Source organism: uncultured Candidatus Kuenenia sp. (assembly GCF_900696675.1).
Lineage (GTDB): Bacteria > Planctomycetota > Brocadiia > Brocadiales > Brocadiaceae > Kuenenia > Kuenenia stuttgartiensis_A.
Map to the genome: position 1 here is coordinate 1 of NZ_CAADGZ010000040.1, position 26362 is coordinate 26362.

Here is a 26362-nt window from a genome sequence, read left to right on the forward strand (position 1 = left end):
GACTGCTTGTGGTATTTTACCCTCAAGCTGGAAGCTTGAGTTACTATTCTTTCCCTCCCCGCTAATGGCATTTTTACAAAAAACCGGGAATGCTCCCCTCGAATCTATTATCTATTCTTACCTCCTGCACAAAAACAGGGCATATTCCCTTTGATAGATTACGCTGAATAGTTTTACTCTATTTGCCCAATCGGGATTCAATTGCGCGTAAAATGGGTTCTATTTCGTGAGATAATGACTGAAAACCGAAAGAAGTGGTAATTGAATAGGCTTCTTCGGCAAGAGGCAGTGCTTCATCTGCCCGTCCCGGATTTTGCGCAAGCATCTCTGCCTGATTTGCCAATGAAATAGCAAGCCCGCTCTTTATCCCAAGATCTCTGCAAATAGCTTCCTGTTCTTTTAATAGTCCAATCGCCTCATCCGGATTCCCCAGATCCTTAACGACAAGCGCCTGGTTACCAAGGCAGGCTGAAAGTTCGCTCTTGTTTCCAAGTTTTCTGCATAGACGCTCTTCTTCTTTATGGAGGGCGAGCGCCTCATGCAAATGACCCTTGCTATACAATATACTTGCCTGGTTGCCCAGAGAGCGTTGCAATCCTTCCATATTGTTAAATTTCCTGCAAATGCGCTCTTCTTCTTTATGCAATTCCATTGCTTTATCAGGGTCGCCTTTTTCCGCAAGAATGATCGCCTGATTACCGAGTGCATAGGATAATCCGTCCTCATTTTCCAGTTCCCTGCATAAACGCTCCTGTTCCGTATAGAACGACATTGCTTCCTCTGCATTTCCCAGTGAATAATGAATGTTTGCCTGGTTGCCTAGATTGTATGATAGTCCGTGTTTGTTTAGTGTCTTTTTGAATAGTGAGAATTGTTCTTTATATAATTCCAGTGCCTCTGCAAGATTACCGCGTATCGAAAGGATATTTGCCCTGTTCCCGATGTTATAGGATAGCCCGTGTTCGTTGCGCATGTTTTTGCAGAGAGATTCCTCTTCTTTCAGTAAAACGAATGCGCCATCAAGGTCTCCAAGGGTGGTAAGAATAAGCGATTGATTTCCAAGGCAGACGGAGAGTTCCTTGCTATTTCCCAGGGTGCGGCAAAGATGCTCCTGTTCTTTCAGAAAGGTCATCGCCTCTTCCGGATTTCCGGAACCCTTTTTTATGCGGGCTTTGTTGCCTAAACACACGGATAATCCTGACATATCACCTATGCCGCGGCTGATAGATTCCGCTTCCGTAAGCAGTTTTGCGGCAAGGGTGGTTTTGTGCCGGAGAGACAGTATTTCCGCCTGTTTGTTAAGATTATACGACAGCCGATAAGTATCGTTCAATTCACGGCAGAGTTGTTCTTCCTGCCTGAAGAGATGTAGGGAGTTCTCCAAATCATCGTTGGCAAGGGCAATAACTGCCTGACGTGACAAGGAGCGCATTAATCCGTAATTATTTCCAACGCTCCGGTAAATGTGTTCTTCATCCTTGTGTAATTGCATGGATTCTTCCATGCCGCCCCTTTCGTAAAGGATATCTGCAAGTATTCCGACGGCTACGGGCAGATTTTCGTAGTCCTTGTTTTGTTCATAATAACAGACAAGATGTTCAAACATCTTCAATGCCTCTGTAAGGAGGTTTTTCTCCTTTAAAAAAAAGGAAAGGTTTTTAATGCGGTCAATATAATTCTCCGGGGACTCTAAAATGGTGCAATATGCGTATGGAATGCGCATTTGAGAGTTTTCTTCCAATTGCGACCAATAATACGTTGCCGCATAAGCGCTTGTTTCATACAAGACATTGAAAAAGGATATATCAGAGAGAAGTCCGAATAACTGATTCCATGACCTTGCCTGAGTCAGTTGCCACGGAAATTCTTCAATTGCGCGCTGACTCGAATAGTTTTTCCCGAAATAATCTGCAAGACGTAAATGAAACCGCCTTTTCTCATCTTCTTCTGAGAGATACCTGCTTTTTATCGCATCATGAAAGGCATTGTGTTTATAAAGAATGAGATTTGAATGTTGTATCAGGATATGTTTCATATTTGGTAGCAAGGTTTTTAATGGCGTATTTTGCGGTGACGGTGTTTCCCCACGGAGCAGTTCGTTTATTTCATTTTCCATGAGTCCGTTTCCTGCGCTTAACAACAATGACATGATATTCCGGAAAAATGACGCATCAGCGCCGTTCAGTGTATCATCGAGTTCGTATCGTTCAATAACCCTGAGAATGAGTTCCTCAATATTTTGTGCGGAGAGATACCGGCTTATTTTTTGTCCGGCAATGGAGGGGGCGTCGTCAATACATAATTCCCCCATGAGTATATCAAGGTAGAGCGGGTTGGATGTTTGGACGGCATGGACGATTGTATTTATATGGTTTTCGCTTAATGCTGTTGAATGAGTATTCTGGAGATATGCGTGAATACATTGTTTTCGCTCAACAACTTCAAGAGGTGCTACTTCAAGAACAGGCCAGTTACGTTTTGCAACAACATCAAATACGGTTCCGGGCGATACGGACAAAATAAACCGTATGTTCGCAGGCACTTCAATTGGGAGCCATGATAAGACTTGTGCGGGGTCTCTTTCCTCCAATCGTTCGATACCGTCCAGAATAATAACCGCTTTGCCTTTTGCAGCGGACATGAAAAGGGCATTGACAAATGCAACGTTAAGGTCGTTCTGATTAGTGGGAATATCCGGAGGAAGGTTAAATCCATAGGTTAATTCATGGATAATGCGTAGCTGCATAGATGCTAAACTGCTTGTGCGGGGTGAAATGCCGATGAAATGTATTATGGTTTTGTTGGCAGGATTTAAGGAGATATAGCGTTTTCTCCAATTTGCAAGAAGCGCTGATTTCCCCATCCCCGGTTTGCCGGTTACAATGAGTGGGGGAGTATCCCCGTGTATGTGTTCATCCAGCCGGTCAAAATATCTTTGCCTGCCCACAAACAGTTCCGTTCTGCTTGAGGAAAATGCATTGTGTATCATTGCTTCCTTTCCCAATAGGTTTTCTAACCGGATTTTTAAAGTGGATTGACTTTCCACTCCATTCGTTGGAAAACGATCGTCCATTGGCAGATTGTCCTTTCAAAATAGCGGGTATAAAAAAGTACCTGGCGATTATTACGTTCATAGTATATGAATTTTTATAAGTATTACCATGCATAAAATAAAGTAAGGGCGAAGCATTTGTCAGTTTGTGTATTAACACATTTATGACAATTTATAACAAACACTTCGCCCCTACTACGATTATTTTTACCGGTTGTTTTTAATACATCCTTTTGCCGTAAGGTTTAATATATGAACTGCCGATAGATGCTACAGGAATAATTTTCTCATTAAATAGGAAACGTTTCCCCCTTTTGTTTTTAAAAAAATGAATGATTTGTGAAATATTAAAAACCAAATAATTGTATAAGTTATTTAATAAAAGTCAGATAGATAAGCACCGTATATACAGTGTTTCACAAAATGGGCGATTATGGTATTACCTTTGCTCTTTGCTATAGACAGATTGAAAAAGCCTTCACAGTTTTCTGGAAAATAGTGTGCTCCAAAAAGCGGACAAGCTTGTATGTTCGTGTCCGGTTTGTAACCTGTTAAAGTTAGGAACGTATTAAATGGAAACAAGTTTAGACATCAACCCGTTTTTGCAAATTGACCCTGTTCATTCAAGCAGCATTAGTAACTTAAATAGTCTTGCCGGTCAAAAGAAAATTACCAATGATGATGCGTCTCTCCGGAAGATAGCGCAGGATTTCGAGGCTGTTTTATTGAATTTTGTGGTAAAAGCAATGTGGAAAACGATACCAAAGGGTGGTTTGTTTGACGGTGGGGGGGGTATGCAAGGTTATACGGAAATAATGCAGAATGCCCTTGCTGAAGATTTAGCGGCAAAAGGCGGCTTTGGAGTTGCGCCTGTTATATACAATCAATTAAAACCTAAAAGTGTCGTGACGGAAGCATTCAGTAAAAATGCGCCATCTTCACCGGAAAATGGAGTAAAAAAGGGAAACAGTGAGGATATGGGTATAAATAAAGAAAAGGCTTCTGTTAATTTTAAAGGGTAAAGACAATGAGAATTAAAGAGAACAACGTTATAGACGCCTTGCTTACGGAACTGACCGGCACGCTGGAAAGATTGTCGGTTGTTTACGGGGAATTAGTAGAAATTGCAAAGACGAAGCACGCCTGTCTTATATCCTGTAATATTGAAGAGCTGGAAACGCTTATCTACGCAGAGAGAAACAAGGCGGAACTGGCGCAACTTCTTGAGGAAAAACGCCAAAGGATAATACGCCGGTATTGCGAAAAACAAGGTTTAAAGGTAAGGGAAATATCCATGAGTAAAATGATGGATAAACGGGAAGAACTTCATGGCAATACATGGAGAACGCTGGTTGACACATTAACAAAGTCAATGGTGGAATTACAAAGGCTAAATGAGATGAATACGGCTCTTACCCATCATTCGCTTGAAATTACAGAGGATATTATTGATATATTTTGTCCGCCTGTCTTTAAGCACTCCGTATACAAGAATACAGGGAAAATGAAGGAAAAAGAAGTATCAAGGGTTTTGGTTGACACTAAAATTTAGAGGGAATAGGTTATGGCCTCGTCAGATATACAAATTGGTATGAGCGGAGTTCTTGCGGCACAGCGTGCAATGATGGTTTCCGCACATAATATATCGAATGCAAATACAAAAGGATATACGAAACAAACGGTCAGTCTTGCAACAAGACTACCCTTGCAGACGACTATCGGCTCTATCGGGCAGGGCGTTGACCTGGTGAAAATAATGCGGCAGAAGGATGACTACCTTAATAGCCGGATCAGGTTTGTCACTTCATCGCTTGGCGCCTCCTCTATAAAAAGTCAGCAATTGAGAGAACTTGAAACGGTATTTAACGAATTAAGCGATGCCAGTATAAGCAATTCCTTGACAAGCTTCTTTAAATTTGTGAACGACCTTTCACAGGACGAGAGTACCAGTTCACGCTCTGTGCTTGTGGAAAAGGCGATTACCATGACCGAATCCATACGTGCAATAGTTGACGAGCTGGGCATGATGAAGGAATTTGTCAAACAATCCGTGGAATCCAAACTTAATGAAGTAAACGGGCTGGCGAAAGATATCGTTGACCTTAATAAGGAAATCCACTCGCTGCAAACAACAGGCGGGGAGCCGAATGACCTGTTGGACAAAAGAGAGACGCTCCTCGGCGAAATCAGCAAGTTTTTGGACGTCACAACAAGGACGCAGAAGAACGGCATGATAGATGTGATGATTGCAGGTGGAGTCCTGGTGAGTGGTTCAAATGCGTTAACCCTTGAATCCCGCGTAGATTCAAGCGGCAAGCTCAATATTACCAGCTATGGAAGTTCGAAACACAAACCTACTGGCGGTGAATTGAGCGGTTTGTTGGAGATGTATAACAACACGTTGCCTGCATACGATGCTAAACTGGATACCTTTGCAACCGCGCTTATAAAGAAATTTAATGCGATTCATAGTGAAGGCGTAGGCACAGACGGCGGGTTTACAACGGTACTTGGGACAAATAAGGTGACGGACGCAACTAAGGCATTGAATACTGCGGGGCTGGGGCTGCCTTTTGCACCATCGAGCGGAGATATATATGTTACGGTAATAAATACGAGTACAGGGGAAGAGGTCAAAAACAAAATTACGGTGGATGTAGCAAATGATTCGCTTACAAAATTAAGCGCTGCTATAAATGGCATATCAAATATTTCCGCTGCTATTTCAGACGGCAAATTGCAGATTACCGCAGCGTCCGGGTATAAATTTAATTTTTCTTATGCATTGGACCAGGATCCCGGGGATTTAGGGGCTTCAACGGTTTCACTTTCAGGGGTATATAGTGGGAGTTCAAATGATACTTATACATTCGAAGCATTGGGAACAGGTACAATTGGAACTACGTCAGGTCTTCAGGTTGAAGTCAGGGATAGCGGTTCAAATCTTATTGCTACACTTGATGTAGGCGAAGGTTACACTCCTGGCAATACACTTGCGGTTGCAAATGGAGTTTCTGTTTCGTTTTCTGCTGGTGCTGTTGCTTCAGGTAATACGCTAACCGGTGTAGATGTTATAAACGATTCTGATAAAACTGACTTGCTGGCTGCTTTGGGAATTAATACCTTTTTCAGCGGAAAGGACGCATCGGATATTGATGTTGAAAAGAGGATACGGGAGGATGTAACACTAATTGCAACATCTATAGGTGAATCAGGGGATAATACAAATGCCTTGCGTTTATCCGCATTACAAAATGATAACAGTATTGTTGGAAATACTACCTTATCTGATTATTTACATCAAATTGCCGCGGCATTAGGAGAAGAGGCGAATAGTGCATATAAGTCTGAGGAGAAGTATACGGCATTGGAGGGGAGTCTTCAGAACAGAAGAGAAGAGGTTTCCGGGGTAAATATTGATGAAGAACTGGTTACCCTGATACGATTTCAACAGGCGTATCAGGCGTCGGCAAAATATATATCAACCGTTGACAGATTAATAAATACCTTATTAAATTCATTGTAACGGCGGGTTGAGTGGTCTTTCGTACTAAAGTGAAATGCGGGACACCGGGAGAATAATTTTAATGAGTTGTGGAGGAGGACGCCATGTCTTTTAGAGTTACGCAAGCGAGTTTAAGTAATACAACGCTTTCTAACATCCAGCTAAATTACAAGAAAATGCAGGAGATACAGGAAAAGCTTTCCAGCGGTAAGCAGATAAACCGCGCATCAGATGATCCTGTAAGTACGAGAAAATTACTTGGATTTAAATCCGGGGAAAATGAATTACAGCAATATTTAGACGCTATTAAACATGCGAGAGATAAAATAAACTTCATCTTCGATGCATTGGAAAACATACAGGACATTATGGTGAAGATTCAGACCAAAACGGTGCAGGCGGCGGATGGTACGCTTGGGGATAGTGAAAGGGGAATTATTGCAAGCGAGATTGATGAGTTAATGGAGACAATTATTCAATTCTCAAACATAACGGATAGCAACGGACGGTATCTTTTCTCGGGAACAAAAACCTTAACTGCCCCCTTCAGAGCGACAAGAGATTCAGGCGGTGAGATAACAGGCGTAAAGTATGATGGCAATAATGAAACAATACAATATCAGATAGGGAGCAATACATTTATACAAGTGAACCAGCCTGGCGGAAAGCTGTTTATGGAAAACGGCATATTTGCAAATCTTATAAATTTACGCGACGAATTGAAAAAAAGCGATTTTGATACAGACGCTTTTTTATCACAGAAGAAAAATTTTGAAACGGCAAATAATAACGTACTGACAGAGATTACAAAGTTTGGCGCAAAAGTCGATAGATTGGCAATAACGGAAAATAGAGTCGAAAACTCGAAAATAGCGCTGAAAGAATTAATCTCTTATACCGAAGATGCTGATTTAGCATCCTTAATCACAGAATTAAAAAATCAGGAAAATGTGCTGCAAGCAGCACTGCAGACCGGCGCCAGGATTATTCAGCCGTCATTGCTAGATTTTATTGGCGGATAGATTGTCTAAATTATCAACATCATGGGTAAATAATTTCAACGTTATTGCCCGTACTCTCTCCAAAGTAAAAAATCTCATCCCTTGTTGCTACAGAGCCTATCGTTATTTTAAAGTTTTATAACTCCTATTCTCACAATTACATAAGCGGCTTTGTGTGGTTATTGATTTTACTTGTTTACAAATGGTATTGTGTTTGCTTAATTAACCGCCACGTAGCATCTAAATCTCTTTAACCTTATTTTTTATAGGAGGTAAAAACAAAAATGGAGCAGAAGAAAATGGAGACATTAAAAACGGAAAAGTTGGGTGAGTTAGGTTATAACAAAGAAGATATTATCAGGTTTGAAGACGGCATTGTAGGGTACGAAGAGCTTAAACAGTTCATTCTTGTTAATTTTCCTGACTGCCGGCCTTTTGAATGGTTGGTTTCGGTTGATAACCCCCTTGTTGCGTTACCCGTCATAAACCCGGTTCCTCTTTTCACCGACTATGACCCATTGAAAAAGATTGATGATGTCTCAGCGTTGGAGATGGGCAACAAGGAAAAGGTTGAAATATTTTGTATAGTAAACATTGGAGATGATGCTTCCAATGTAACCATAAACCTGAAAGGGCCTATACTTGTAAATATGATAAACAACAAGGGGAAGCAATTCGTATTAACAGATGATTATTACGCATTACATTATCCGCTTGTGCAGAAAAATGCTTAATTGAACATACCCCTGCGTTGTTCGGGTGCGCAACCATAATGAATGTTATTATGAGATGCAGACGCATTGCTACATTACTATACGCCTCTGCCCGGACGCTTACAGGCAGTTTAATATGAATAGTATTCTATTACTTGCAGCCAGTTTCTTTCTTTGTTCTTCAAAAAGGTTTTTGGGGAAAGAGATATACGTTTACTGCACGGTACGTTATTTTTATACACTTTCAATAGAGGAGAAGCGATGCTTATACTAACAAGGAAGTTGGGAGAAAGCATAACCATAGGAGATGAGATAAAAATTACCGTTTTAGAATTTCAGGGAAGACAGGTGAAATTGGGAATTATCGCTCCAAAGGACATTGAGATTCACAGGGAAGAAGTTTATGAAAAGATCCAATCCCAGAATAGAGAGTCTTCAAAAGTATCCAAAAATGAGTTGGTAAAAGTTGCGCAAAAATGGAGGCATATTGGAGAGGATTTTCGTTTTCAAGAAAAATTTATAGCAAAAAGTGACGCAGTTGAAGACGCAGATTAATCGTGCATCGTGATACAGTTTGAGGTAATTATTTTGCGTATTTTACAGGAATATCTCTTAATTTAAAGGAAACTAACCATGTTTATTGTTGAAGAAAGCAGCGCTCTAAATGACAATACAGATTTTGAAACAAATGTTTCGCGCGCGAAGGACCTGATAGAAAAAGATGATTGGGGTATGGCGTTTAAATATCTAAAAGCAGCAGTGGATGCAGACCCCAATTACGCAGAGGGTTTTAATCTTCTCGGTATTTATTACACAAGAAACCATAACTATTCCGAAGCAATTGAAAATTTCAGGCAAGCATTACACATTGATTTTGATTTAATAGACGTTCATTATAACCTTGCTTTTCTGTATATGGAACGGGAAGAATACAGTATGGCTCTTTCGCATTTTAAGGAGGTTGTAGTGGCGAATCCGGAAGATGCGGATACGTATAATCTTATGGGAATATGTTGCGCTAAAAACGGTAATGAAGAGGACGCTAAAGCGTTTTTTGCCGAATCATTGAGATTGCAGCCGGATAGTACTTCTGCCGCGGTGAATATCTCAAAACTGCTGATAAAAAACAATGAAATTTCAAAAGCGAAGGGGATTTTGCTCTATTTTATGAAAAAAGAGATTGCCAATTACGAGGTGCATTACTTGCTTGGCATTGTATACAAGGGAGAAGAAGATTATCCTCGGGCAATGCGCCATCTCAGGGAAGCGGTGCTGGAAGACACGAATAACGCAGAGGCCTATAATCTGCTTGGCGAGTGTTGCGTAAAAATGGATTTTGATAAACAGGCCGAATCATTTTTTGTAATGGCAATCCGGTTGGATACAGCATATTTAGACGCATATTATAACCTTGGAAGTCTTTATTATAAACAACAGAAATATGACGATGCAGTTCACATTTTAGAAGAGTATGTGAGAACAAAGGAAGCGACAGATTTTGTTGATTCTCTTTGGTCGGAGAACAAAGTCGGGGATGAAGCTGTGCCGCTGTATAATTTACTGGGGAATTGTTACAAAGTGACGAATAATCCTGCAAAGGCGCGGAAAATGTGGGAAAAGTCATTATCCATACAGCCTGATCAACAGGATATAAAAGAAAACGTTTCCGGTCTCTCGCAAACTGCTCAAATGCACAAGCGCATTAGTCTGGTTATTGATTAATTATCCCTTCTTAGTACCGTAAAAGTTATTTCTTCGCACGTTTTTCCAAAATTTTTAATGGTGCGATCAGAGGTACTCAATACTCAATCTCCAGTCTGTAATCTTGTACGACTGCCTACTGGTGATTATCGATTTTAAACTGGTTTACTTTTAGGGCGCTATAATTACTTTCACGGATTCCTTTGCGTCGGCTACCAGTTTAAATCCCTTTGCAGCGTCATTTAGCGGTAGTTTATGAGTTATCAGATCATTTACGGCAATTCTACCTGTCCGTATTAATTCAATTGCAACCGCCATATCAGCAGGAGGGCCAGCATAGGACATAACAATAGAATTACAATTACGCCAAAGATTCCATAGGTCAATAGGGATTTTTACCCCGGGTTCCGTTGGTGCAAAAAAGAGGATAGTCCCTCCCCTTTCTATGGAATGAAAGGCCTGTTCTGTTGCGGATATTGCTCCTGTACACACAATCGCCAAATCTGCCAATCTTCCATTATTATCTTTGCGGATAATGGAAGGCACATCTTCTTTTGCGTTAATTGCGATATCTGCCCCTATTTTTTTTGCAAATTTCAGGCGATATTCGTTTATGTCCGTTGCAAATATTTTGCCTGCGCCAAGCGCTCTCGCCAATTGAATATGTAATAATCCCGATATGCCGCTGCCGATAACGAGCAGACTTTGTCCGGGTTTAAAATTGGACAGTCGTTGTCCGCGAATTGAACATGCCAAAGGTTCTACAAAGGTTCCCTCATCATAAGACATCTCCTGGGGAAGAATAAAAGTTCCGCGATCAACATTGATTTGTGGAACACGCAGAAATTCTGCAAAACCACCGGGATAAAAATTGGTAGTGCGTAAAGTATCGCACACGGAATGATGTCCATTCAGGCAATAATGGCAGGTGTTGCATGGAACATGGTGTGCAACGGTAACTCTGTCGCCAACTTTAAATTGTTTAACGGCATCGCCAATGGCGACTATTTCTCCTGCAATTTCGTGACCCAAAACCAAAGGCGCCTTTTTAATGCGGTACCATTCCATTACATCGCTGCCACATATACCGCTTGCGAATATTTTTACCAATAACTCGCCCGGCCCTATTTGTGGAGTTGGCATTTCTTCTATTCTGACGTCATTGTTGTTGTAATACATTGCTACTCGCATATAATGCCCCTTTTCTTATGGTCGTTATAACGCAGGATGTACATTGTGAAATGGTGGGTTTGCGCGCTACCGTGCGCAGTATCCAGTCGGCAATCTGCCGATTGCCGACTGGATAATAAAAAATACCAGACTCCTAAAATGTCTTATTATTATTTGGTTTTGTTAAATATTGCGTCAGCTTCATCCACGCTGGCATTTTCATGAACGATGGCCCGTAAAGCCTTGATCATGGGAACAGGGCGTTCATTTTGCCAGATGTTTCTGCCCAGATTTATACCTATTGAGCCTTTTTGCATACCATCATGAACGAATTCAAAAACCTCACGGTCAGAACCTACCTTTGGGCCTCCTGCCATGACGACCGGGACGGGACAACCACTCGTGACTTTATCAAAATTTTCGCACCAGTAAGTTTTTACAACCTTTGCACCCAATTCGGCGCATATGCGGCAACACAGCGCAAGATAACGCGCATCCCGTTTTTCCAGCTCTTTTCCAACCGCAGTCACTGCCATTACCGGCATGCCGTATCTTTCCGCTTCATTAACAACTTTTGCCAAATTTAATAACGTTTGCTTCTCATAATCGCTGCCAATAAATACAGAAAGACCGACGCCTGAAACATTAAGGCGGAGAGCCTCTTCCATTGATGTGGTGATTTCCTCGTTGGCAAGATCTTTGCCCACCATGCTGGTGCCACCAGAGATCCTTAAAATAATGGGCTTGCTTTGCTGAGGGTCTATACAGGCACGCAATACACCTCTGGTACAGAAAAGGGCGTCGCTATATTCTAGAATTGGTTTAATGGTTTCTCCTGGCTTCTCTAACTTTGTTGTGGGTCCCTGAAAATAACCATGGTCGATTGGCAAGTACATACAGCGCCCATTTGGTTTAATCAGTTGAGACAAACGATTCTTCATTCCCCAGCCCATGATAGTTAATTCCTCCTTTTAAAAAAAACGGGATCCTGACGGCTTCCCTTAACAACGGTAATAACGAAATTATAAGACATATTTTGATGTCATCTACAATAGAGAATAGCGGTGTTTGCTGCATAATGCAGGGGCGGAGCATTTGCTATAAATTGTTATAAATGCGTTCATGCCCAAGGGGGCAAATGCTTCGCCCCTACTCTGGTGAAAGGTTCAAAAGAGATATGCTGTTCTATATTCCGGCAGTGGTTGCATAAAGAATAATACAAGTGTATATTAGATCCCCTCGCCATTATGGTAATTTTTCATAAATGTTGTCATGATTATTGATTCTGTGTTAGATTCCCGGCTATTGTCATTGCTTACAATATTTAAACTTTCCTCCAATTTTTTGATACGCGTTAGAAGTTTATTGTTTTCTTTAATTAGCGCTCTAAAGGCCTCTGCAATCGGATCGGGCAGTTGTCCATGGTCTAACATTACCTCGTGATCCTTGTTTTTGCTTCTTTCGATAATTCTTCCGGGTACACCTACCACCGTAGCATTAGCGGGGACGTCTTTTACTACTACCGAACCGGAACCTATGCGTACATTATCTCCTATGGAAATATTGCCTAAAACACAAGCATTTGAGCCTACAATGACCTTTTTTCCTAACGTTGGATGTCTCTTTGTCTTTTCAAAAGATGTCCCTCCAAGCACTACTCCCTTGTAAATAAGACAACCATCGCCGACCGTTGCCGTTTCTCCGATAACGACTCCCATGCCGTGGTCTATAAAAACTCCTCGTCCGATTTGTGCGGCCGGATGGATTTCTATCCCTGTTAAAAAACGATTAATGTGGGAAAGAAAACGGGCGGTGAAATACCATTGTTTCTTCCAGAAAAATGAAGATATCCTGAATAGCCATAAAGCATGTAATCCGGGATAACAGAAAACTATTTCAAATTTGCTTTTTGCAGCGGGGTCATTTTGGAAAACGGCATCAATGTCCTCTCTTAATCGGCCAAACATTAAAGTTCCTTAAACAATACGGTGGATAGATATCTTTCGCCGGTGTCAGGGAATACTACCACCAATAGCTTTCCTTTGTTTTCAGGCCTTGCTGCGACCTGCAGTGCGGCATACGCTGCGGCGCCTGAAGAAATACCCACTAAAATTCCTTCATCACGTGCAAGTTGGCGCGATAAGGCAAACGCCTGTTCGTTTTCCACCTTAACAATTTCATCGATTATTTTTGTATTAAGAATTTCAGGTACAAAGCCTGCACCAAGTCCCTGTATTTTGTGAGGTCCCGGTTTTCCACCGGAAAGTACAGCAGAACCTGAGGGTTCCACGGCGATTACTTTTAATGAAGGTTTTCTTTTTTTAATGACCTCGCCAACCCCGGTAATGGTGCCCCCTGTGCCAACACCACCTACAAAAATATCGATTTGTCCATCGGTATCATTCCAAATTTCTTCTGCAGTCGTTTTGCGGTGTATTTCTGGATTTGCATCATTTTTAAATTGTTGCGGCATGAATGAATTGGGAATATTTTGAAGCATTTCTTCTGCTTTATTAATCGCCCCCTTCATACCTTCCGATCCTGGTGTTAATACAATTTCGGCCCCAAAAGCCTTCAAAAGCTCCCGGCGTTCCAGGCTCATCGTATCTGGCATTGTTAAAATTAATTTATAATCTCTGGCGGCAGCTACAAAAGCCAAGGCAATTCCTGTATTGCCAGAGGTAGGTTCTATCAGAACTGTGTCTTTTTTTATCAATCCTGCCTTTTCGCCGGCCTCAATCATGGCGATTCCAATGCGGTCTTTTACACTCGCCATGGGGTTGAAAGACTCCATCTTAGCAGTGATAATGCAGTCCAGCCCTTTTGATATTTTATTCAATCTGACTAATGGCGTGTTGCCAATTGTAGCAGTGATGTCATCGTATATCTTTGTCATAGTCGTCCTCTCAGCTAATTATCAGGAAGAAGGTATAAATGAGACAAAATATACTATGTTGTTCATTATTTCTCAAGATATTTTTAAAAGCCTTATTTTTTCTTGACAAAAAAGACTTTGAGTATAACATTTACTCCCTCGCCGTATCTTATTTAAATACATACAGTTCTCAAAATTTTTATTTTTATGAAAATCCTGGAACATATTCTTTTTTAAGGATGTTTTTATGAATTACAAAAGTCTGGACACGTTAATAAATCAAGTAGGCGGTCCGTTACGGTTGACAACTCTAATTATTAGCAGGGCAAGGCAGCTAACAAAAAAGGCGGAGCCCTATATTGAAACGGAAATCGATGACCCGGTTGAAATTGCTTTTGCGGAATTAATGCAAAATAAAATAATGTTAAATGACGAAGAGAAAAAATAGGGGAATGATGTTTTTTTGTCTTATAGGGTAATTAACCCAACAGTGTAAAAATTTTTTTAAATTGGTGAGTTGTGTTTATCTGAAATGGTTTTAGAGCAGATAACGAAAGTTTTTTTGATTTAATGCAATGTGCTGCCCACCTAAAATGATTTAACATATCCACGGCCTCGCATCCAGGCTGACCCAAAATATACGGCAAAATTGCCAAAAACCTTTTTTTGTAATCCAATCAGGCAATGTAGCAATGGCCGGGTTGTCCTAATTAAAACCACTGTATGAGCAGTTGGTAACTATTTGTAAACAACAAAATCTACTATTGCGAAACTTGCTTTGTTGTTGCGGCAATGATAATGATGATGTAGACATTTAAACGAAACATTACTGGCCATGAATGTATGTAACTTTTCGGGACGTTTTCTGCTGTTTGATATAAATATGAGGGGGTGAGAATAATGATAAAGGTTGAACATTTGGCGAAGCGGTATGCAGATGTTTATGCGGTTAATGACATTTCTTTTGAGGTGAATCAGGGTGAAATATTAGGGCTTTTGGGTCCAAATGGCGCAGGCAAAACGACTACAATGCGTATCCTGACCTGTTATATGCCGGCGACTTCAGGCACTGCGGTAGTAGATGGATACGATGTTTTTCGGGATTCAATAAACGTGCGTAAATTAATCGGGTATTTGCCGGAAAATGTACCCCTGTACCCGGAAATGCGGGTTAACGAATACCTTACGTTTCGTGCGAAATTAAAAAAAGTGCCATATCGTGAACGTAAAACAAAAATTGCGGAATGTATAGAAAAATGTAGAATTCAGGATGTAAAAAAACAAATTATCGGCACTCTTTCAAAGGGGTACCGGCAAAGGGTAGGATTGGCAGATACCCTGGTACATGACCCTAAAATCCTTATTCTTGACGAACCGACAATCGGGCTTGATCCAAATCAAATAAGGCAGGTCAGGCAGCTTATCAGGGAATTGGGTGAAAAACATACCATCCTGCTATCTACCCATATACTTCCGGAAGTAGAGATGATTTGCGGACGTGTGATTATTATAAATAAGGGAAAGATCGTTGCTATGGATACGCCGTCAAATTTAGGTGACCAACTCAAAGGCGGAAACCTCATTGAACTAGAAGTGCGTGGAAATGGTGAAAAGGTCAAGGATGCTTTATCAGTTATAAAAGGCGTAAAAAAGATCACTTGGCGTGACAAAGGTGAAATTAATAAATATTCAATTGAAACGGAAAGAGATTCCGATATTCGGGAAGAAGTATTTTTAAGCATAGTGAAAAATAATGGAATTATCAGGGATATGAGGCAAGATGCAATAACACTTGAAGAAATATTCCATCAGATTACTACGAAAGAAAAGGAGGTGGTGTTGTAAATGACAAGCACAGGTACTATCTTTGAAAGAGAAATCAATGCATATTTTCTTTCCCCAATCGCCTACGTTATTATCGCGGTATTTATGGTGTTTTCGGGTTATTTTTTCTCAATTATGTTGGGTATAACGCAGGAAACAACATTGAGATACAGCCTGGCATATACACAATTCATTCTCTCCATTCTCACCCCCGTCATTACGATGCGATTGCTGGCAGAGGAAAATAAAACCGGGACGGTTGAACCGCTCATGACGGCACCGATTACCGATTTTGCAGTGGTTTTTGGAAAATTCCTGGCAGCATGGGCATTATATAATATCATGATTGCTCCAACGGCATTTTATATTATTTTTCTGGCATGGGTGGGTTCCCCCGATTATGGTGCAATAATTGCCAGTTATATTGGATTGGTGTTAATGGGGGGGCTGTTTGTCTCTGTCGGTATGCTCGTTTCTGCAGTAACAAAAAATCAAATTGTTGCGGCGGTTACCGGTATTGTAGCGTTACTTATATTGCTGGTAATTGGATTGGCAAGTGCGGAAAACGAAGGGTGGCTTTATAGTACTTTACGGTATATCGGCACGTATGATCACTGGGAAACATTTACTAAAGGGATTGTGGATACAAGAGATATAGTCTATTACTTTAGTTTTTCGACGTTACTTTTATTCATTGTCGTACGCATTGTTGAAAGCAGGAGATGGAGATGAGTGCTGTGAGTGATAAAAAGAAAGATTGGATTGATTTGTACAGTGGTTATATCATATTAGCCGGAATTATTGCAGCAATATCCGGTTTTGGGTTATCCAGGATATTAAATGGCTGGAGTGTGTCTTCGGTAGTGCCCACGGGTATTGGTAGTGCTATCATTATTGGGTTTAGTATTTTAAAAGCGATGAGAAACAAGTGGTTTTCTACGGAAGCGTCCAAGAGAAAAGCCCTTGTCGGAACAAACGTAGCGGTCATGTCGATTTTTGCCGCAAGTATTTTTGCAATTGTTGGCTTCCTTAACCATAGGCACTATGTAAGGTTTGATCTTACACTTACCGGGAAATATACTCTCTCACAAAAAACAAAAAATATACTTAAGAATCTCGATAAACCTGTCGTGATCACCACTCTCTTCAATCAGGGCGAGATGTTTTTTGAGCAAATTGTAGACATTTTGAAAGAATACGCGCATAACAACACAGAAAAAATAAAGATTGAAAATATTGACCCACTGAGAAGTCGCAGCAAGGTGGAAGAATTAGCAATGCGCCTGAAAATCAGTGACCTTCAATTAAATTCTGTTGTGTTTGAATGCGGGGAATATAGCAAGCATGTACAACAGAGTGACGTGATGGAGCGGCAATATCCTTTTAGGTTTAAAGGAGAAGAAGCTTTTACGGGGGCAATCCTCAACGTTACACAGGAAAAACAAACAACGATTTATTTTGTTCAGGGGCACGGTGAACGCCAATTTGACGATTACGACAGGGTCGGTATTTCCGGAATCGCAAATGCCCTGAAACGTGACAACTGTCGCGTAGCGCCTTTGAATATCATGGATAAAAAGAAAATCCCTGATGACTGCGACGTGTTGATTGTTGCGGGACCTTCCAAGGCATATCTGACAGAAGAGCTGAATATTATAAGAAATTATCTGGAAAACAGAGGGAATTTGCTGCTCATGCTGGAACCCGCAGTTCCACCCAATATCACTACCGGTTTCGGAACTCTTTTGGGAGAATATGGCATGGTAGTTCGTGATGACATTGTAATTTATAATACTGTAAAGATGCCGCTGTTTGGTATACAAACGGTTGCAGAGATTTATGTAAAAAATGAAGAATATGGCGACCACAGAATTACCGACGATTTGAAAAATTACAATACGATACTTTACGGCGCATGTTCCATAGATGCCGCCCCTCCGAATGACCAAATGCCGTATGAGGCTAAGGTATTGATGTACGCGCCCGATAGCGCCTGGGGAGAAACAGATATTGCGGATTTGAAATATAAAAAACCAGAGAAAAACATGGAAACAGATGTATTAAGTCCTATTTCTCTGGCGGCGGCATCCCAGGTGAAAGAATTGCCGAAAAGCGTCACACAGGCGCACCCTGCAATGGCAAACGACCCGAATGCAAAACCAACAGGTGCAAGGCTGGTTGTTTTTGGAGATGTGGACTTTGCCACAAACGAGTTTGGAGATAATCCCGGCAATCATGATTTAGTGCGTAATTCAATTAATTGGCTTGCTAAGAAGGAGACACAATTAGGTATTTCCGCCAAAGATGCTGATTTCCGTAAGGCGGTGATTCACCCAGAACAAATGAAAGTTATTTTTTGGGTTTCAATTGCTGGTATTCCTTTGGTTCCGATAGTTATTGGCGGTATCGTGTGGTGGAAAAGACGTCGTTAGGAATGAACGGCAATTCCCAGGTGATTGGTGTTTATCCATGTTGTCTGGATTTTTAATAATGTGTGACCTTTGTATTTCATACATTTTTATATAAGGCAAAATTATTTATGTGGCAGTCGCTTCTGATTAGAGTTTATTCTTCGTGGGAGGAAATAGTTAAGCAATGAAATTTAAAACTACCATAATTCTCTTAATAATTGCAATTATAGGCATAACGTATATATTTGTTTATGAAAAAAAGCAACTGCCCCAAGAGGAGTGGGAGCGGTTACAAAAAAAGGTGCTGCCATATTTCAAAGCGTCACTGGTGAACAAGATAGAATTAAAGAACGAAACCGGTAAAATAGTACTGGAAAAAGCTGAGAATGGTTTTTGGTTTATTGTGGAACCTTACAGGCTGCGTGCAAATAATTCTGAGGTCTCAAGTATTCTCTCCGAGTTTGAGTTTATGTCGAAAGTAGGCTCATTTGAAAAAGAAGGAGACAAACCATTTGACTTAAAATATTATGGTTTTGATAAACAAGAGAACTATATCACGATGTACACAAGTGTAAAAACCAGTCCGGACAAAATACAGATAACAGGGCCAAGCAATAAATACACCGTATTCATTGGAGAAAGACTTGCGGCGGGCGATAATGTATATATTAAACTTGACACAAATGATGAAGTTTTTGTTGTACCGGGTAGCTTGCTGGAAAAAATCAATAAAAGCATTCTTGATTTAAGAAGCAAGTGGGTCTTTACCTTTGACAAAGAAGCGGTTACGCGACTGCAAATAAAAACAAAAGAATATAACATTGTTTGTGAGAAAGACAGAGAGTTTTGGAGAATTAAGGAACCTCTTGACGACCTGGCTGATTTGCAAAAGGTAAGAGATATCATCGCAAAACTTAAAAATCTCGAAATCGATCGGGAGGATTTTCTTCCGGAAGGAGAAGTAGAGCTGTCCAAGTTCGGGCTGGATAATCCGGCATATATGGTTACAGTTACTGAACGGGGACATGATCAATCGGTCATTTTCGGATACTCACTTGATAACAAAGTGTATGCTAAGCGTGTAGATGAGAAAAGTATTTTTTTGCTAAAGGATAATATTCTTGCTGAAATCAAAAAGAAACCAAACGATCTGAGAGATAGGGTTTTAGTGAGGTTTGATTCTTACGGTTCGTATGGAGTGAACAAGCTGGAATTTAAAACAAAAAAAGATACGATATCCATCGAAAAATCACTGGAGCTTGACTGGGTTATCAGAAAACCAATTGATATTTATGCGGATCAGGACAGTGCCAGGAATTTTATTGAGAAAATTAAAACTCTTGAAATAGTAGACTTTGTTTCTGACAAACCGGAAGATTTATCAGTATATGGGTTAAAAGATCCTGTATTTGAGGTTTCCGTGATAAAAGAAGAAAATAAAGAATTGTCAAGATTTTATGTGGGAAATAAATTGCCCGAAGGTAATAAATGTTATGTAAAGCGGGTAGATGAAGATCCGGTATATACCGTTTCAACGGTTGAATTTTATGACAAGCTTGAAAATGCGCTGATTGCTTTCAGAGACAGATTGGTCTGCGATTTTGATAAAGAATTGGTTAAGAAGATTGTAATTGAAAAAACAGACCGCACTTTTTTATGTGAAAAAACGAATAAAACAGACGAAGAAGGTAATGCTATTTGGGAACTAAGCAAACCGATTCAGGCGCGTGCTGATGCAGACAAGGTGAATCAAATCGTATGGGATCTCTCTTTCTTAAAAGCGGAAAATTATGTTGCGGAAAACCCCTCGGATCTTAGTGTTTTCGGTTTGGATAATCCAAGAATGAAAATTCACGTGACATACGAAAAAATTATTAATCAAAAATCTGAAAAACAAAATATAGCAACTGATGCGAAAGACACTATTAACAAAATCATTGAGACAAAAACATTGTTGATAGGGAATACTGTTGGGGGGGGAGATATGGACAATTCATATGCTATGATTGACGGAGTTAATTTGGTATTTGAGTTGTCCTGGCCAAAAATAAGGGATTTTAATGCCGAGTTAGCCCCGACAAAGATTTTAGATTTTGAAAGGATGGATGTGAGAAAACTTACCCTCGTCTATCCTGACAGGGAAATACAGATAGAAAAGGCGGATAATTTTTGGACGTTAAAAAATTACGATGTAAAAGACTTTCAAAGCCGGGAAGTGGAATATTATGTCCATAACCTTGAAAGACTGACGGGTGAATATATAGAACAGTACAAAGCAACAAATCTGACACAGTTTGCATTAGATGAACCGCAACTGTCTATTATCATTGGCTTGGGTGAACGTGATGAAGTCCTTTATATCGGAAAAAAGAAGGATGAAAATAACTATTATGCAAAGAGTAAAAATTCCGAATGTATCTACGTTATCGGTAAAGATAAGGTAGCGAAGCTTATGAGAAAAGAAGATGATTTTACCATGCAGGCAGTCGAAAGGAATTTAAAGGAAGCAATAGATGTGTTGAATACAACAAAAGACCAGATTCCCGGTGAATACGGCGGAGGAGGTATGCACGGCAAGCCACCGGGCAGCAGCCCACACGGCAGTTTTCACTGAGTAACATAAAAAATGGTTTTTAATTTATAAGAAGATATTCGGATGAAGCATCAATTGTTTTCTCTTTTCAATTTTATTGTCTTCATATGTGCAAATGCCGCATTATTGTCAAATAATGCGGCATTTGCTTTAAATGAGCATTCTAACCGCAGGACGCCTGTGGTCGTTGCCGTGGAAAAGACAAGCGCTGCAGTTGCTAATATCAGCACGGAAAGATTTATTAAACAACGGTACGGAGATCCTTTTTTTGGGTTCAGGAGCGAATTATTTGAACAATTTTTTAATGATTATTTTAATAAGAATCAACGGAAGGTAGTAGAAAAGCCTTTGGGTTCAGGGGTAATTATTGATGAGGACGGTTATATCGTAACAAACGAACATGTTGTAAGCCGGGCTTCAAAGCTTAATGTAAGGCTGGCAGATGGCAAAAACTACGAGGCTACTATGATTAGTTCTGATCCTGTGACCGATCTTGCCGTGTTAAAAATAGAATCAGAAAGCCCGCTTCCTTATGTTAAAATGGGCACGTCAAAGGACCTTATGATCGGCGAAACGGTGATTGCCCTGGGTAACCCGTTTGGTCTGGAAAATTCGGTAACTATCGGTGTTCTAAGCGCAAAGAACCGTACTTTTACTTTTAGCGGGGAATATGGCAACCTCGAATATAACGGGCTTATTCAAACAGACGCCTTGATAAACCCGGGAAACAGCGGAGGGCCTTTGATTAATATTGACGGAGAACTTATCGGGATAAACACGGCAATCGTAAATCATGCGCAGGGTATAGGGTTTGCCATTCCTGTGGATAAGGTTCGTGAAACACTTGTCAAACTATTTAACTTCAGGGAGATTAATAAAATATGGTTTGGCGCACAAGTAGAGGAGCAGGGCTATGTTTCAAATGGTATACTGGTCACTTCCGTTGAAAAGGAAAGTCCGGCACATAAGGCAAAAATAAAAACCGGAGATTGTATTATAAAGATTGATTCGAAAAGAATCTTTGATGTGCTTGATTTTGAAAAATATATTCTGAAAAAGGATGCAGGTGATAAATTAATTATTACCATTAATCGCAATGGTCAGGAAATGGAGTTGTCGGTTAGCCTTGAAAAGGCTCCAATGCCTTCGGCGGAAAAGCTTGCCTTGGAGAAACTTGGGCTTTACGTCCAGGACCTAACCCCGCAGCTTGCGCAACAATTGAATTTATGGTGGGTTAAGGGTGGGGTGCTAATCTCTGAAGTCCAAAAGAAAAGTCCTGCGGAGAATGTTGGAATTAAGGCAGGCCATGTACTTGTATATGTAGGGCAGTATCGGGTGAATAACATTGAAGAATTTGGAGCATTGCTTAACCTGATGAAAAAGGGAGAACTGTGGGACGTTGGTATCGTCTGGTCTGATATTTATGGCGAGCATCAGGGATACACACGGTTAAAAGTTCGCTAACGTGAGTTTATTACGAAAATGGAAATAATGTCGCCTAAGCAATTTTATGACAGTATGTTGTGTAAGTTGTCAACTGTATACACCGAGTCCTTGAATGTTGGACTTTTATTGTGTGTCCTCAATTTTTAACGCCTCCATCGAGTGCCTTTTAATATCCAGCCAACAACTCTTCCATACGGCTTTTTACTCTTTCCGGAACTGTGCAAAAAACAGCCGTATCTGCAATGATTTCCTGATAGGTACGGTGGAACAAGGGTATCATATCCTCCCGATTCAGAGATTGCCACCGGTCATTTTTGCTTGTTGGCATACAGACTCTTCATATTGCATCCGATAATAAAGTTAATCCCCATGAAAATTTTAATCATAGAAGATGAAAAAAAAATTGCAAAGTATTTAAAACAAGGCCTTGAGGAAAATTCCTATACTGTTGATATAGCGCATAATGGTATTGATGGCTTACATTTGGCGACACATGAGAATTATGACCTCATAGTAGTAGATATAATGCTTCCGGGAATCAATGGAAAGGAAGTACTGAAACAAATAAGAAACACCGGAATTCACACTCCGGCAATATTTCTCACGGCAATAGATTCCGTAAACGATAAAGTAAACGGTCTGGATATTGGAGCTGACGATTATATAGTCAAGCCTTTTTCTTTTTCCGAGCTGTTAGCACGTATTCGCGCTTGCATGAGGAGAAGAACAGACAATTATGTATCAAATTTAAAAACAGGCAATGTAACACTTGATCCCAAAACCAGAAAAGTATTCCGGGATAAACAAAAGATTGAGTTAACGCCCATTGAATTCTCTATTCTTGAATATTTCATGAGAAACCCAGGACAGATTTTAACCAGAACGATGATTTCTGAGCACATATGGGATTACAATTATGAAAGCTTTAGCAACGTAATTGATGTTCACATTAGCCGTTTAAGAAATAAACTGGAGAAAGATTTTGATAAAGGCATTATACATACGGTGAGAAGGGTCGGCTATGTTCTCGAAGAAAGAGATTAAATTTTTCCGAACAATTGGTTTTAAAATAACACTCTGGTACGCTACTTCAGTATTGCTAATAGTAGTCATTTTAGGAATATACTTATACTATCGTTTATACTATGTACTTAATAAAGAAATGTGTGCAATCCTTTTAGATGAAGGTGAAGATATTTTACAACATTTTACGGAAACGAATTTAAATCTGGATGCCCTGAAAACTGAAATCGAAAAAGAAGTTTCCGGCGGGAAATTTTTTAAAATATCAGCATTGTTATATGATATAGAAAATAATTCAATCATTACATCGGTAAATTCCATTGAGTTCCCTTTAAAAACTTTTGAAAAAGCAATTAACAATGCAAAAAATGGAAATGAAACATTCGATACCGCCAAACCAAAAGATTCAACCGATAGCTTCCTTCTTTTAACAATACCCGTATTCCAGGATAACAGCCCGAAATATATTTTACAGATGGCTACCTCTCTGAAGCCATCATATAAAACATTAAAAAATTTCAGGGATGATATAATAGTGATAATGCCGGGAATTGTTATTATCACTATCATAGGAGGCTGGTTTATCGCCAAAAAAAGCCTTGATCCTGTCGGATATATTACAAACGCAGCCAAAACAATAACGGCATACAATTTACATACAAGACTTAAACCCGCACATACAGGAAGTGAGTTAGAAGAATTGACGGATACAATTAATCTTATGTTAGACCGTCTTGAAGATGCCTTCCGAAAAATTATTCAATTTACCTCTGATGTTTCCCATGAATTAAGAACGCCGCTTGCTGCTCTAAAAGCCGGAATAGAAGTAATGCTTGCAAAACAAAGAACCCCGGAAGAATATTGCGAACTGCTGGAAAATAATTTAATTGAGCATGAAAAAATAATTAACATGATAAATGATTTACTGGTTTTGCTGAAAACAGACGCGGCAAAACAAGAGTTCTATGATGTTGATCTTAAAAAAATGCTGTGTGAACTTTACACAGCGTTTCAAGTAATTACAGAAACTAAAAAAATAGACTGCACAATAAGTAAGATGGAAAATATTACAATAGATGGAGATCAAAAATTACTCTATCGTTTGTTTTCCAATCTTTTGGATAATGCGATTAAATATACTTCCCCGGGAGGCAATATTTGCATTTCTCTGAAAGATTTGGAAAATGAAGTTATTGTTTCAATCAGGGACTCCGGAATAGGGATTTCCGAAAATGACCATAACAAGATTTTTGACAGGTTTTTTCGTGTAGATGCTTCAAGGTCAAGGGATACCGGAGGGGTAGGCCTGGGATTAAGTATTTGCAAAAACATAGCAGACCTTCATAAAGGAAAAATAGAAGTAAAAAGCACAATAGGAAAAGGCAGCGCTTTTTTAGTTACCCTTCCAAAAAGTCATTTCAATCGCTAACCTGTTTTTTAGTTACACGTATCTTAAGCGGTACCAACGCTTCCCTTGATTGATGTATCAATTGCCTTACACATTAAGCTTTCTTCATGTCTTCTTCATCAACCCTTAATGTTTGCCTGATATAAGAGTTGTCATTTATTGTGACATATTCTTTTAAACGAGTAATCAAAGGAAAAGATGGAAAAGCAATATACCCCTGTCTTAAAAGATGAATTTGGTCTCGCTTTATCCGGGAAACATTTCAAACGTTCAAGTTTTCTGCGCTGCCTGAAACTCAGTATTCGCCGTATCTTTTTACTGGCTCTTGCACGTATGATGCATGTTGGCGTTGAACCTTTGCCCAACCTGTATGCAATGAAGAAGATACTGCTTGTTTCCGTAAACCAACGTTTAGGGAATACTATCCTGGTTACCCCCGCTGTATCAGCGCTTATTAAAGCCCTGCCAAATGTGCAATTCTGTTTTGTTGGGGGGAGGCATGCAAAATCCATACTGGAGGGATATGCCATAAAACAAATTCATACTATCAAACGAATAGACACTGTGCTTCCGCATCGATTATGGCGTCTTATTACAATACTTCGAAAAGAAAAGTACGATGCAGCCATTCATCTAAGCACGGCGACTAATTCACTGGGCGCCTATATCACATATGCATCCGGAACCAGGCATCGCATCGGGTGTATGCGAAACGATGGCAATATATTGTTTACCTCTGTTTTTAAACATCCACAATCGCGTCACAAGGTAGATCAAATCCGGGAATGTATGCAACAAATAGGGATAGCAGCTTTTGATGAACGCAAAATTATACTCAAACCGGAAGAACAGCTCAGGGCAGAAGATTTCTTCAAATTGCATTTCGGAGATTCATTTAAGAAACCGATTGGCATATTTACCGGCGGCAGACAAAAAAAAGGAAAGGCATGGAATCTGGAAAGTTTTGGTATTATTGCAGAGAATCTGAGAACACGGCATATCCCCATGGTAATATTTATAGGGCCAGAAGAGATGGGAAATGAAAAATGTATACAATCGGTAATAGGATCTGCCTTATACATAAAAAATGCCACATTGCGCGAAGTAGCTGCCTTAGTATCAAAGTGTAAGGTCATAGTAACTCCTGATTCAGGCCCAATGCATCTTGCAGTTGCAGTAGGGACGAAAACTATCGCTCTTTTTTCCAAACCAAACTTTGACAGATGGGGGCCAAGAGAGCCTTATGGGAAAGTAATATTTGATAAAAGCAAAACAAACACAAAAGAGATACTAAATGTACTGCTTGAATACTATGCATAAGGAATAATCAAGAGGCTTACGATTTTGCAACACCTTACTCTTTTGAAAAAATTTGCAGTGCATATGATAGTACAGTATACATAGTAAAATGTTTGCTTCCTTAAAATAATTCTTATCCGCAGATTTCGCAGACTTCGTCGTGAGTCGAACGATTAGCGCAGATAAAAAACCGCTTTAATCTTCTCCTGATCTGTACTACTATCCATCAATTTCTTGTTTTTTATGCGTGTTTTTCATGCCGCCATTTCCGTAAGTGCTTTAATATCAAGGGCTGAAGCGGTCATCAGTGAACAAGAGAACTTCTGGCCTTTCTCCGTCAA

The 26362-nt window shown here is 40.0% G+C and carries 22 protein-coding genes; 16 read left to right on the forward strand and 6 right to left on the reverse strand.

Translation table 11 applies throughout. The annotated features are described in order from the left end of the window. Positions 1–178 precede the first annotated feature (178 nt). Positions 179–3073: an AAA family ATPase gene (locus tag QZT26_RS07925; protein ID WP_295101530.1), complete on the reverse strand. Its 2895-nt coding sequence runs from the start codon at positions 3071–3073 to the stop codon at positions 179–181. Positions 3074–3624: 551 nt separating this feature from the next. On the opposite strand from QZT26_RS07925, the gene QZT26_RS07930 reads away from it, so the two are divergent. The 7 genes from QZT26_RS07930 to QZT26_RS07960 all read left to right on the forward strand — a co-directional run bounded on the left by QZT26_RS07930 (position 3625) and on the right by QZT26_RS07960 (position 9993). Then, positions 3625–4074, forward strand: coding sequence for a rod-binding protein (locus QZT26_RS07930; RefSeq protein ID WP_164994854.1), 450 nt, complete (start codon positions 3625–3627; stop codon positions 4072–4074). Positions 4075–4079: 5 nt separating this feature from the next. Continuing rightward, positions 4080–4604, forward strand: a complete 525-nt coding sequence (locus tag QZT26_RS07935) for a flagellar protein FlgN (RefSeq protein ID WP_164994855.1) — start codon at positions 4080–4082, stop codon at positions 4602–4604. Between the two features lie 12 nt (positions 4605–4616). Continuing rightward, positions 4617–6578, forward strand: coding sequence for a flagellar hook-associated protein FlgK (gene flgK, locus QZT26_RS07940; RefSeq protein ID WP_295101532.1), 1962 nt, complete (start codon positions 4617–4619; stop codon positions 6576–6578). Positions 6579–6661: 83 nt separating this feature from the next. Continuing rightward, positions 6662–7579: a flagellar hook-associated protein FlgL gene (gene flgL, locus QZT26_RS07945; protein ID WP_099324023.1), complete on the forward strand. Its 918-nt coding sequence runs from the start codon at positions 6662–6664 to the stop codon at positions 7577–7579. Between the two features lie 263 nt (positions 7580–7842). Continuing rightward, complete coding sequence (gene fliW, locus QZT26_RS07950) at positions 7843–8292, forward strand: flagellar assembly protein FliW (protein ID WP_099324022.1); 450 nt, start codon at positions 7843–7845, stop codon at positions 8290–8292. 240 nt (positions 8293–8532) lie between these two features. Then, entirely contained in the window at positions 8533–8826 is a 294-nt protein-coding gene (gene csrA, locus QZT26_RS07955; RefSeq protein WP_164994859.1) for a carbon storage regulator CsrA, read from the forward strand. Between the two features lie 78 nt (positions 8827–8904). Next, positions 8905–9993, forward strand: coding sequence for a tetratricopeptide repeat protein (locus tag QZT26_RS07960; RefSeq protein WP_295101535.1), 1089 nt, complete (start codon positions 8905–8907; stop codon positions 9991–9993). Positions 9994–10143: 150 nt separating this feature from the next. On the opposite strand, the gene QZT26_RS07965 is transcribed toward QZT26_RS07960, so the two are convergent. From QZT26_RS07965 to cysK, 4 genes are all read right to left on the reverse strand, one after another. Further along, positions 10144–11163, reverse strand: coding sequence for a zinc-dependent dehydrogenase (locus tag QZT26_RS07965; RefSeq protein ID WP_099324019.1), 1020 nt, complete (start codon positions 11161–11163; stop codon positions 10144–10146). 149 nt (positions 11164–11312) lie between these two features. Continuing rightward, entirely contained in the window at positions 11313–12095 is a 783-nt protein-coding gene (gene lsrF / locus QZT26_RS07970; RefSeq protein WP_099324018.1) for a 3-hydroxy-5-phosphonooxypentane-2,4-dione thiolase, read from the reverse strand. A gap of 276 nt (positions 12096–12371) precedes the next feature. Beyond that, positions 12372–13109 (reverse strand): serine O-acetyltransferase, encoded by a 738-nt coding sequence (gene cysE, locus QZT26_RS07975; protein WP_099324017.1) that lies wholly within the window; start codon positions 13107–13109, stop codon positions 12372–12374. Beyond that, positions 13109–14038: a cysteine synthase A gene (cysK, locus tag QZT26_RS07980; RefSeq protein ID WP_099324016.1), complete on the reverse strand. Its 930-nt coding sequence runs from the start codon at positions 14036–14038 to the stop codon at positions 13109–13111. The genes cysE and cysK overlap by 1 nt, the downstream gene beginning before the upstream one ends. A gap of 226 nt (positions 14039–14264) precedes the next feature. Here cysK and QZT26_RS07985 point away from each other — a divergent pair, with 226 nt between their 5' ends. The 6 genes from QZT26_RS07985 (at position 14265) to QZT26_RS08010 (ending at position 22309) form a co-directional block, all read left to right on the forward strand. After that, complete coding sequence (locus QZT26_RS07985; protein WP_099324014.1) at positions 14265–14465, forward strand: DNA-directed RNA polymerase subunit omega; 201 nt, start codon at positions 14265–14267, stop codon at positions 14463–14465. 452 nt (positions 14466–14917) lie between these two features. Next, a complete protein-coding gene (locus tag QZT26_RS07990) occupies positions 14918–15862 on the forward strand; it encodes an ATP-binding cassette domain-containing protein (protein WP_099324013.1) in 945 nt (314 codons plus the stop codon). Further along, on the forward strand, positions 15863–16573 hold the full coding sequence (locus QZT26_RS07995; protein ID WP_099324012.1) for an ABC transporter permease: 711 nt from the start codon (positions 15863–15865) through the stop codon (positions 16571–16573). Further along, complete coding sequence (locus QZT26_RS08000) at positions 16570–18273, forward strand: GldG family protein (RefSeq protein WP_157820350.1); 1704 nt, start codon at positions 16570–16572, stop codon at positions 18271–18273. The genes QZT26_RS07995 and QZT26_RS08000 overlap by 4 nt, the downstream gene beginning before the upstream one ends. Positions 18274–18436: 163 nt before the next feature. Continuing rightward, positions 18437–20866, forward strand: coding sequence for a DUF4340 domain-containing protein (locus QZT26_RS08005; protein ID WP_164994862.1), 2430 nt, complete (start codon positions 18437–18439; stop codon positions 20864–20866). A gap of 42 nt (positions 20867–20908) precedes the next feature. Continuing rightward, positions 20909–22309, forward strand: a complete 1401-nt coding sequence (locus tag QZT26_RS08010) for a trypsin-like peptidase domain-containing protein (protein WP_295101539.1) — start codon at positions 20909–20911, stop codon at positions 22307–22309. A 148-nt stretch (positions 22310–22457) separates the two neighbouring features. Here QZT26_RS08010 and QZT26_RS08015 read toward each other — a convergent pair whose 3' ends face one another. Beyond that, complete coding sequence (locus QZT26_RS08015) at positions 22458–22619, reverse strand: hypothetical protein (RefSeq protein ID WP_157820349.1); 162 nt, start codon at positions 22617–22619, stop codon at positions 22458–22460. A 41-nt stretch (positions 22620–22660) separates the two neighbouring features. Between QZT26_RS08015 and QZT26_RS08020 the strand changes: the two genes are divergently transcribed. From QZT26_RS08020 to QZT26_RS08030, 3 genes are all read left to right on the forward strand, one after another. Then, positions 22661–23335 carry a response regulator transcription factor gene (locus tag QZT26_RS08020; RefSeq protein ID WP_099324008.1) on the forward strand — a complete coding sequence of 225 codons (675 nt, stop codon included), beginning with the start codon at positions 22661–22663 and terminating at the stop codon, positions 23333–23335. After that, the gene (locus QZT26_RS08025) at positions 23313–24743 is read left to right on the forward strand and encodes a heavy metal sensor histidine kinase (protein WP_295101540.1); all 1431 of its coding nucleotides are present in this window, start codon (positions 23313–23315) and stop codon (positions 24741–24743) included. The genes QZT26_RS08020 and QZT26_RS08025 overlap by 23 nt, the downstream gene beginning before the upstream one ends. Before the next feature lie 177 nt (positions 24744–24920). Continuing rightward, positions 24921–26042 (forward strand): glycosyltransferase family 9 protein, encoded by a 1122-nt coding sequence (locus QZT26_RS08030; protein WP_099324006.1) that lies wholly within the window; start codon positions 24921–24923, stop codon positions 26040–26042. The last annotated feature ends 320 nt before the right edge of the window (positions 26043–26362 follow it).

Bases quoted from the DNA above. Each gene is read 5' to 3' on its own strand.
- QZT26_RS07965 (WP_099324019.1), bottom strand. From the start codon at position 11,163: ATGCGAGTAGCAATGTATTACAACAACAATGACGTCAGAATAGAAGAA.
- QZT26_RS07960 (WP_295101535.1), top strand. From the start codon at position 8,905: ATGTTTATTGTTGAAGAAAGCAGCGCTCTAAATGACAATACAGATTTT.
- QZT26_RS07985 (WP_099324014.1), top strand. From the start codon at position 14,265: ATGAATTACAAAAGTCTGGACACGTTAATAAATCAAGTAGGCGGTCCG.
- QZT26_RS08030 (WP_099324006.1), top strand. From the start codon at position 24,921: ATGGAAAAGCAATATACCCCTGTCTTAAAAGATGAATTTGGTCTCGCT.
- QZT26_RS08025 (WP_295101540.1), top strand. From the start codon at position 23,313: ATGTTCTCGAAGAAAGAGATTAAATTTTTCCGAACAATTGGTTTTAAA.
- lsrF (WP_099324018.1), bottom strand. From the start codon at position 12,095: ATGGGCTGGGGAATGAAGAATCGTTTGTCTCAACTGATTAAACCAAAT.
- QZT26_RS07930 (WP_164994854.1), top strand. From the start codon at position 3,625: ATGGAAACAAGTTTAGACATCAACCCGTTTTTGCAAATTGACCCTGTT.
- QZT26_RS07925 (WP_295101530.1), bottom strand. From the start codon at position 3,073: ATGGACGATCGTTTTCCAACGAATGGAGTGGAAAGTCAATCCACTTTA.
- QZT26_RS07990 (WP_099324013.1), top strand. From the start codon at position 14,918: ATGATAAAGGTTGAACATTTGGCGAAGCGGTATGCAGATGTTTATGCG.
- QZT26_RS08005 (WP_164994862.1), top strand. From the start codon at position 18,437: ATGAAATTTAAAACTACCATAATTCTCTTAATAATTGCAATTATAGGC.
- cysE (WP_099324017.1), bottom strand. From the start codon at position 13,109: ATGTTTGGCCGATTAAGAGAGGACATTGATGCCGTTTTCCAAAATGAC.
- csrA (WP_164994859.1), top strand. From the start codon at position 8,533: ATGCTTATACTAACAAGGAAGTTGGGAGAAAGCATAACCATAGGAGAT.
- QZT26_RS08020 (WP_099324008.1), top strand. From the start codon at position 22,661: ATGAAAATTTTAATCATAGAAGATGAAAAAAAAATTGCAAAGTATTTA.
- QZT26_RS08015 (WP_157820349.1), bottom strand. From the start codon at position 22,619: ATGCCAACAAGCAAAAATGACCGGTGGCAATCTCTGAATCGGGAGGAT.
- cysK (WP_099324016.1), bottom strand. From the start codon at position 14,038: ATGACAAAGATATACGATGACATCACTGCTACAATTGGCAACACGCCA.
- flgK (WP_295101532.1), top strand. From the start codon at position 4,617: ATGGCCTCGTCAGATATACAAATTGGTATGAGCGGAGTTCTTGCGGCA.
- flgL (WP_099324023.1), top strand. From the start codon at position 6,662: ATGTCTTTTAGAGTTACGCAAGCGAGTTTAAGTAATACAACGCTTTCT.
- QZT26_RS07935 (WP_164994855.1), top strand. From the start codon at position 4,080: ATGAGAATTAAAGAGAACAACGTTATAGACGCCTTGCTTACGGAACTG.
- QZT26_RS08010 (WP_295101539.1), top strand. From the start codon at position 20,909: ATGAAGCATCAATTGTTTTCTCTTTTCAATTTTATTGTCTTCATATGT.
- QZT26_RS08000 (WP_157820350.1), top strand. From the start codon at position 16,570: ATGAGTGCTGTGAGTGATAAAAAGAAAGATTGGATTGATTTGTACAGT.
- QZT26_RS07995 (WP_099324012.1), top strand. From the start codon at position 15,863: ATGACAAGCACAGGTACTATCTTTGAAAGAGAAATCAATGCATATTTT.
- fliW (WP_099324022.1), top strand. From the start codon at position 7,843: ATGGAGCAGAAGAAAATGGAGACATTAAAAACGGAAAAGTTGGGTGAG.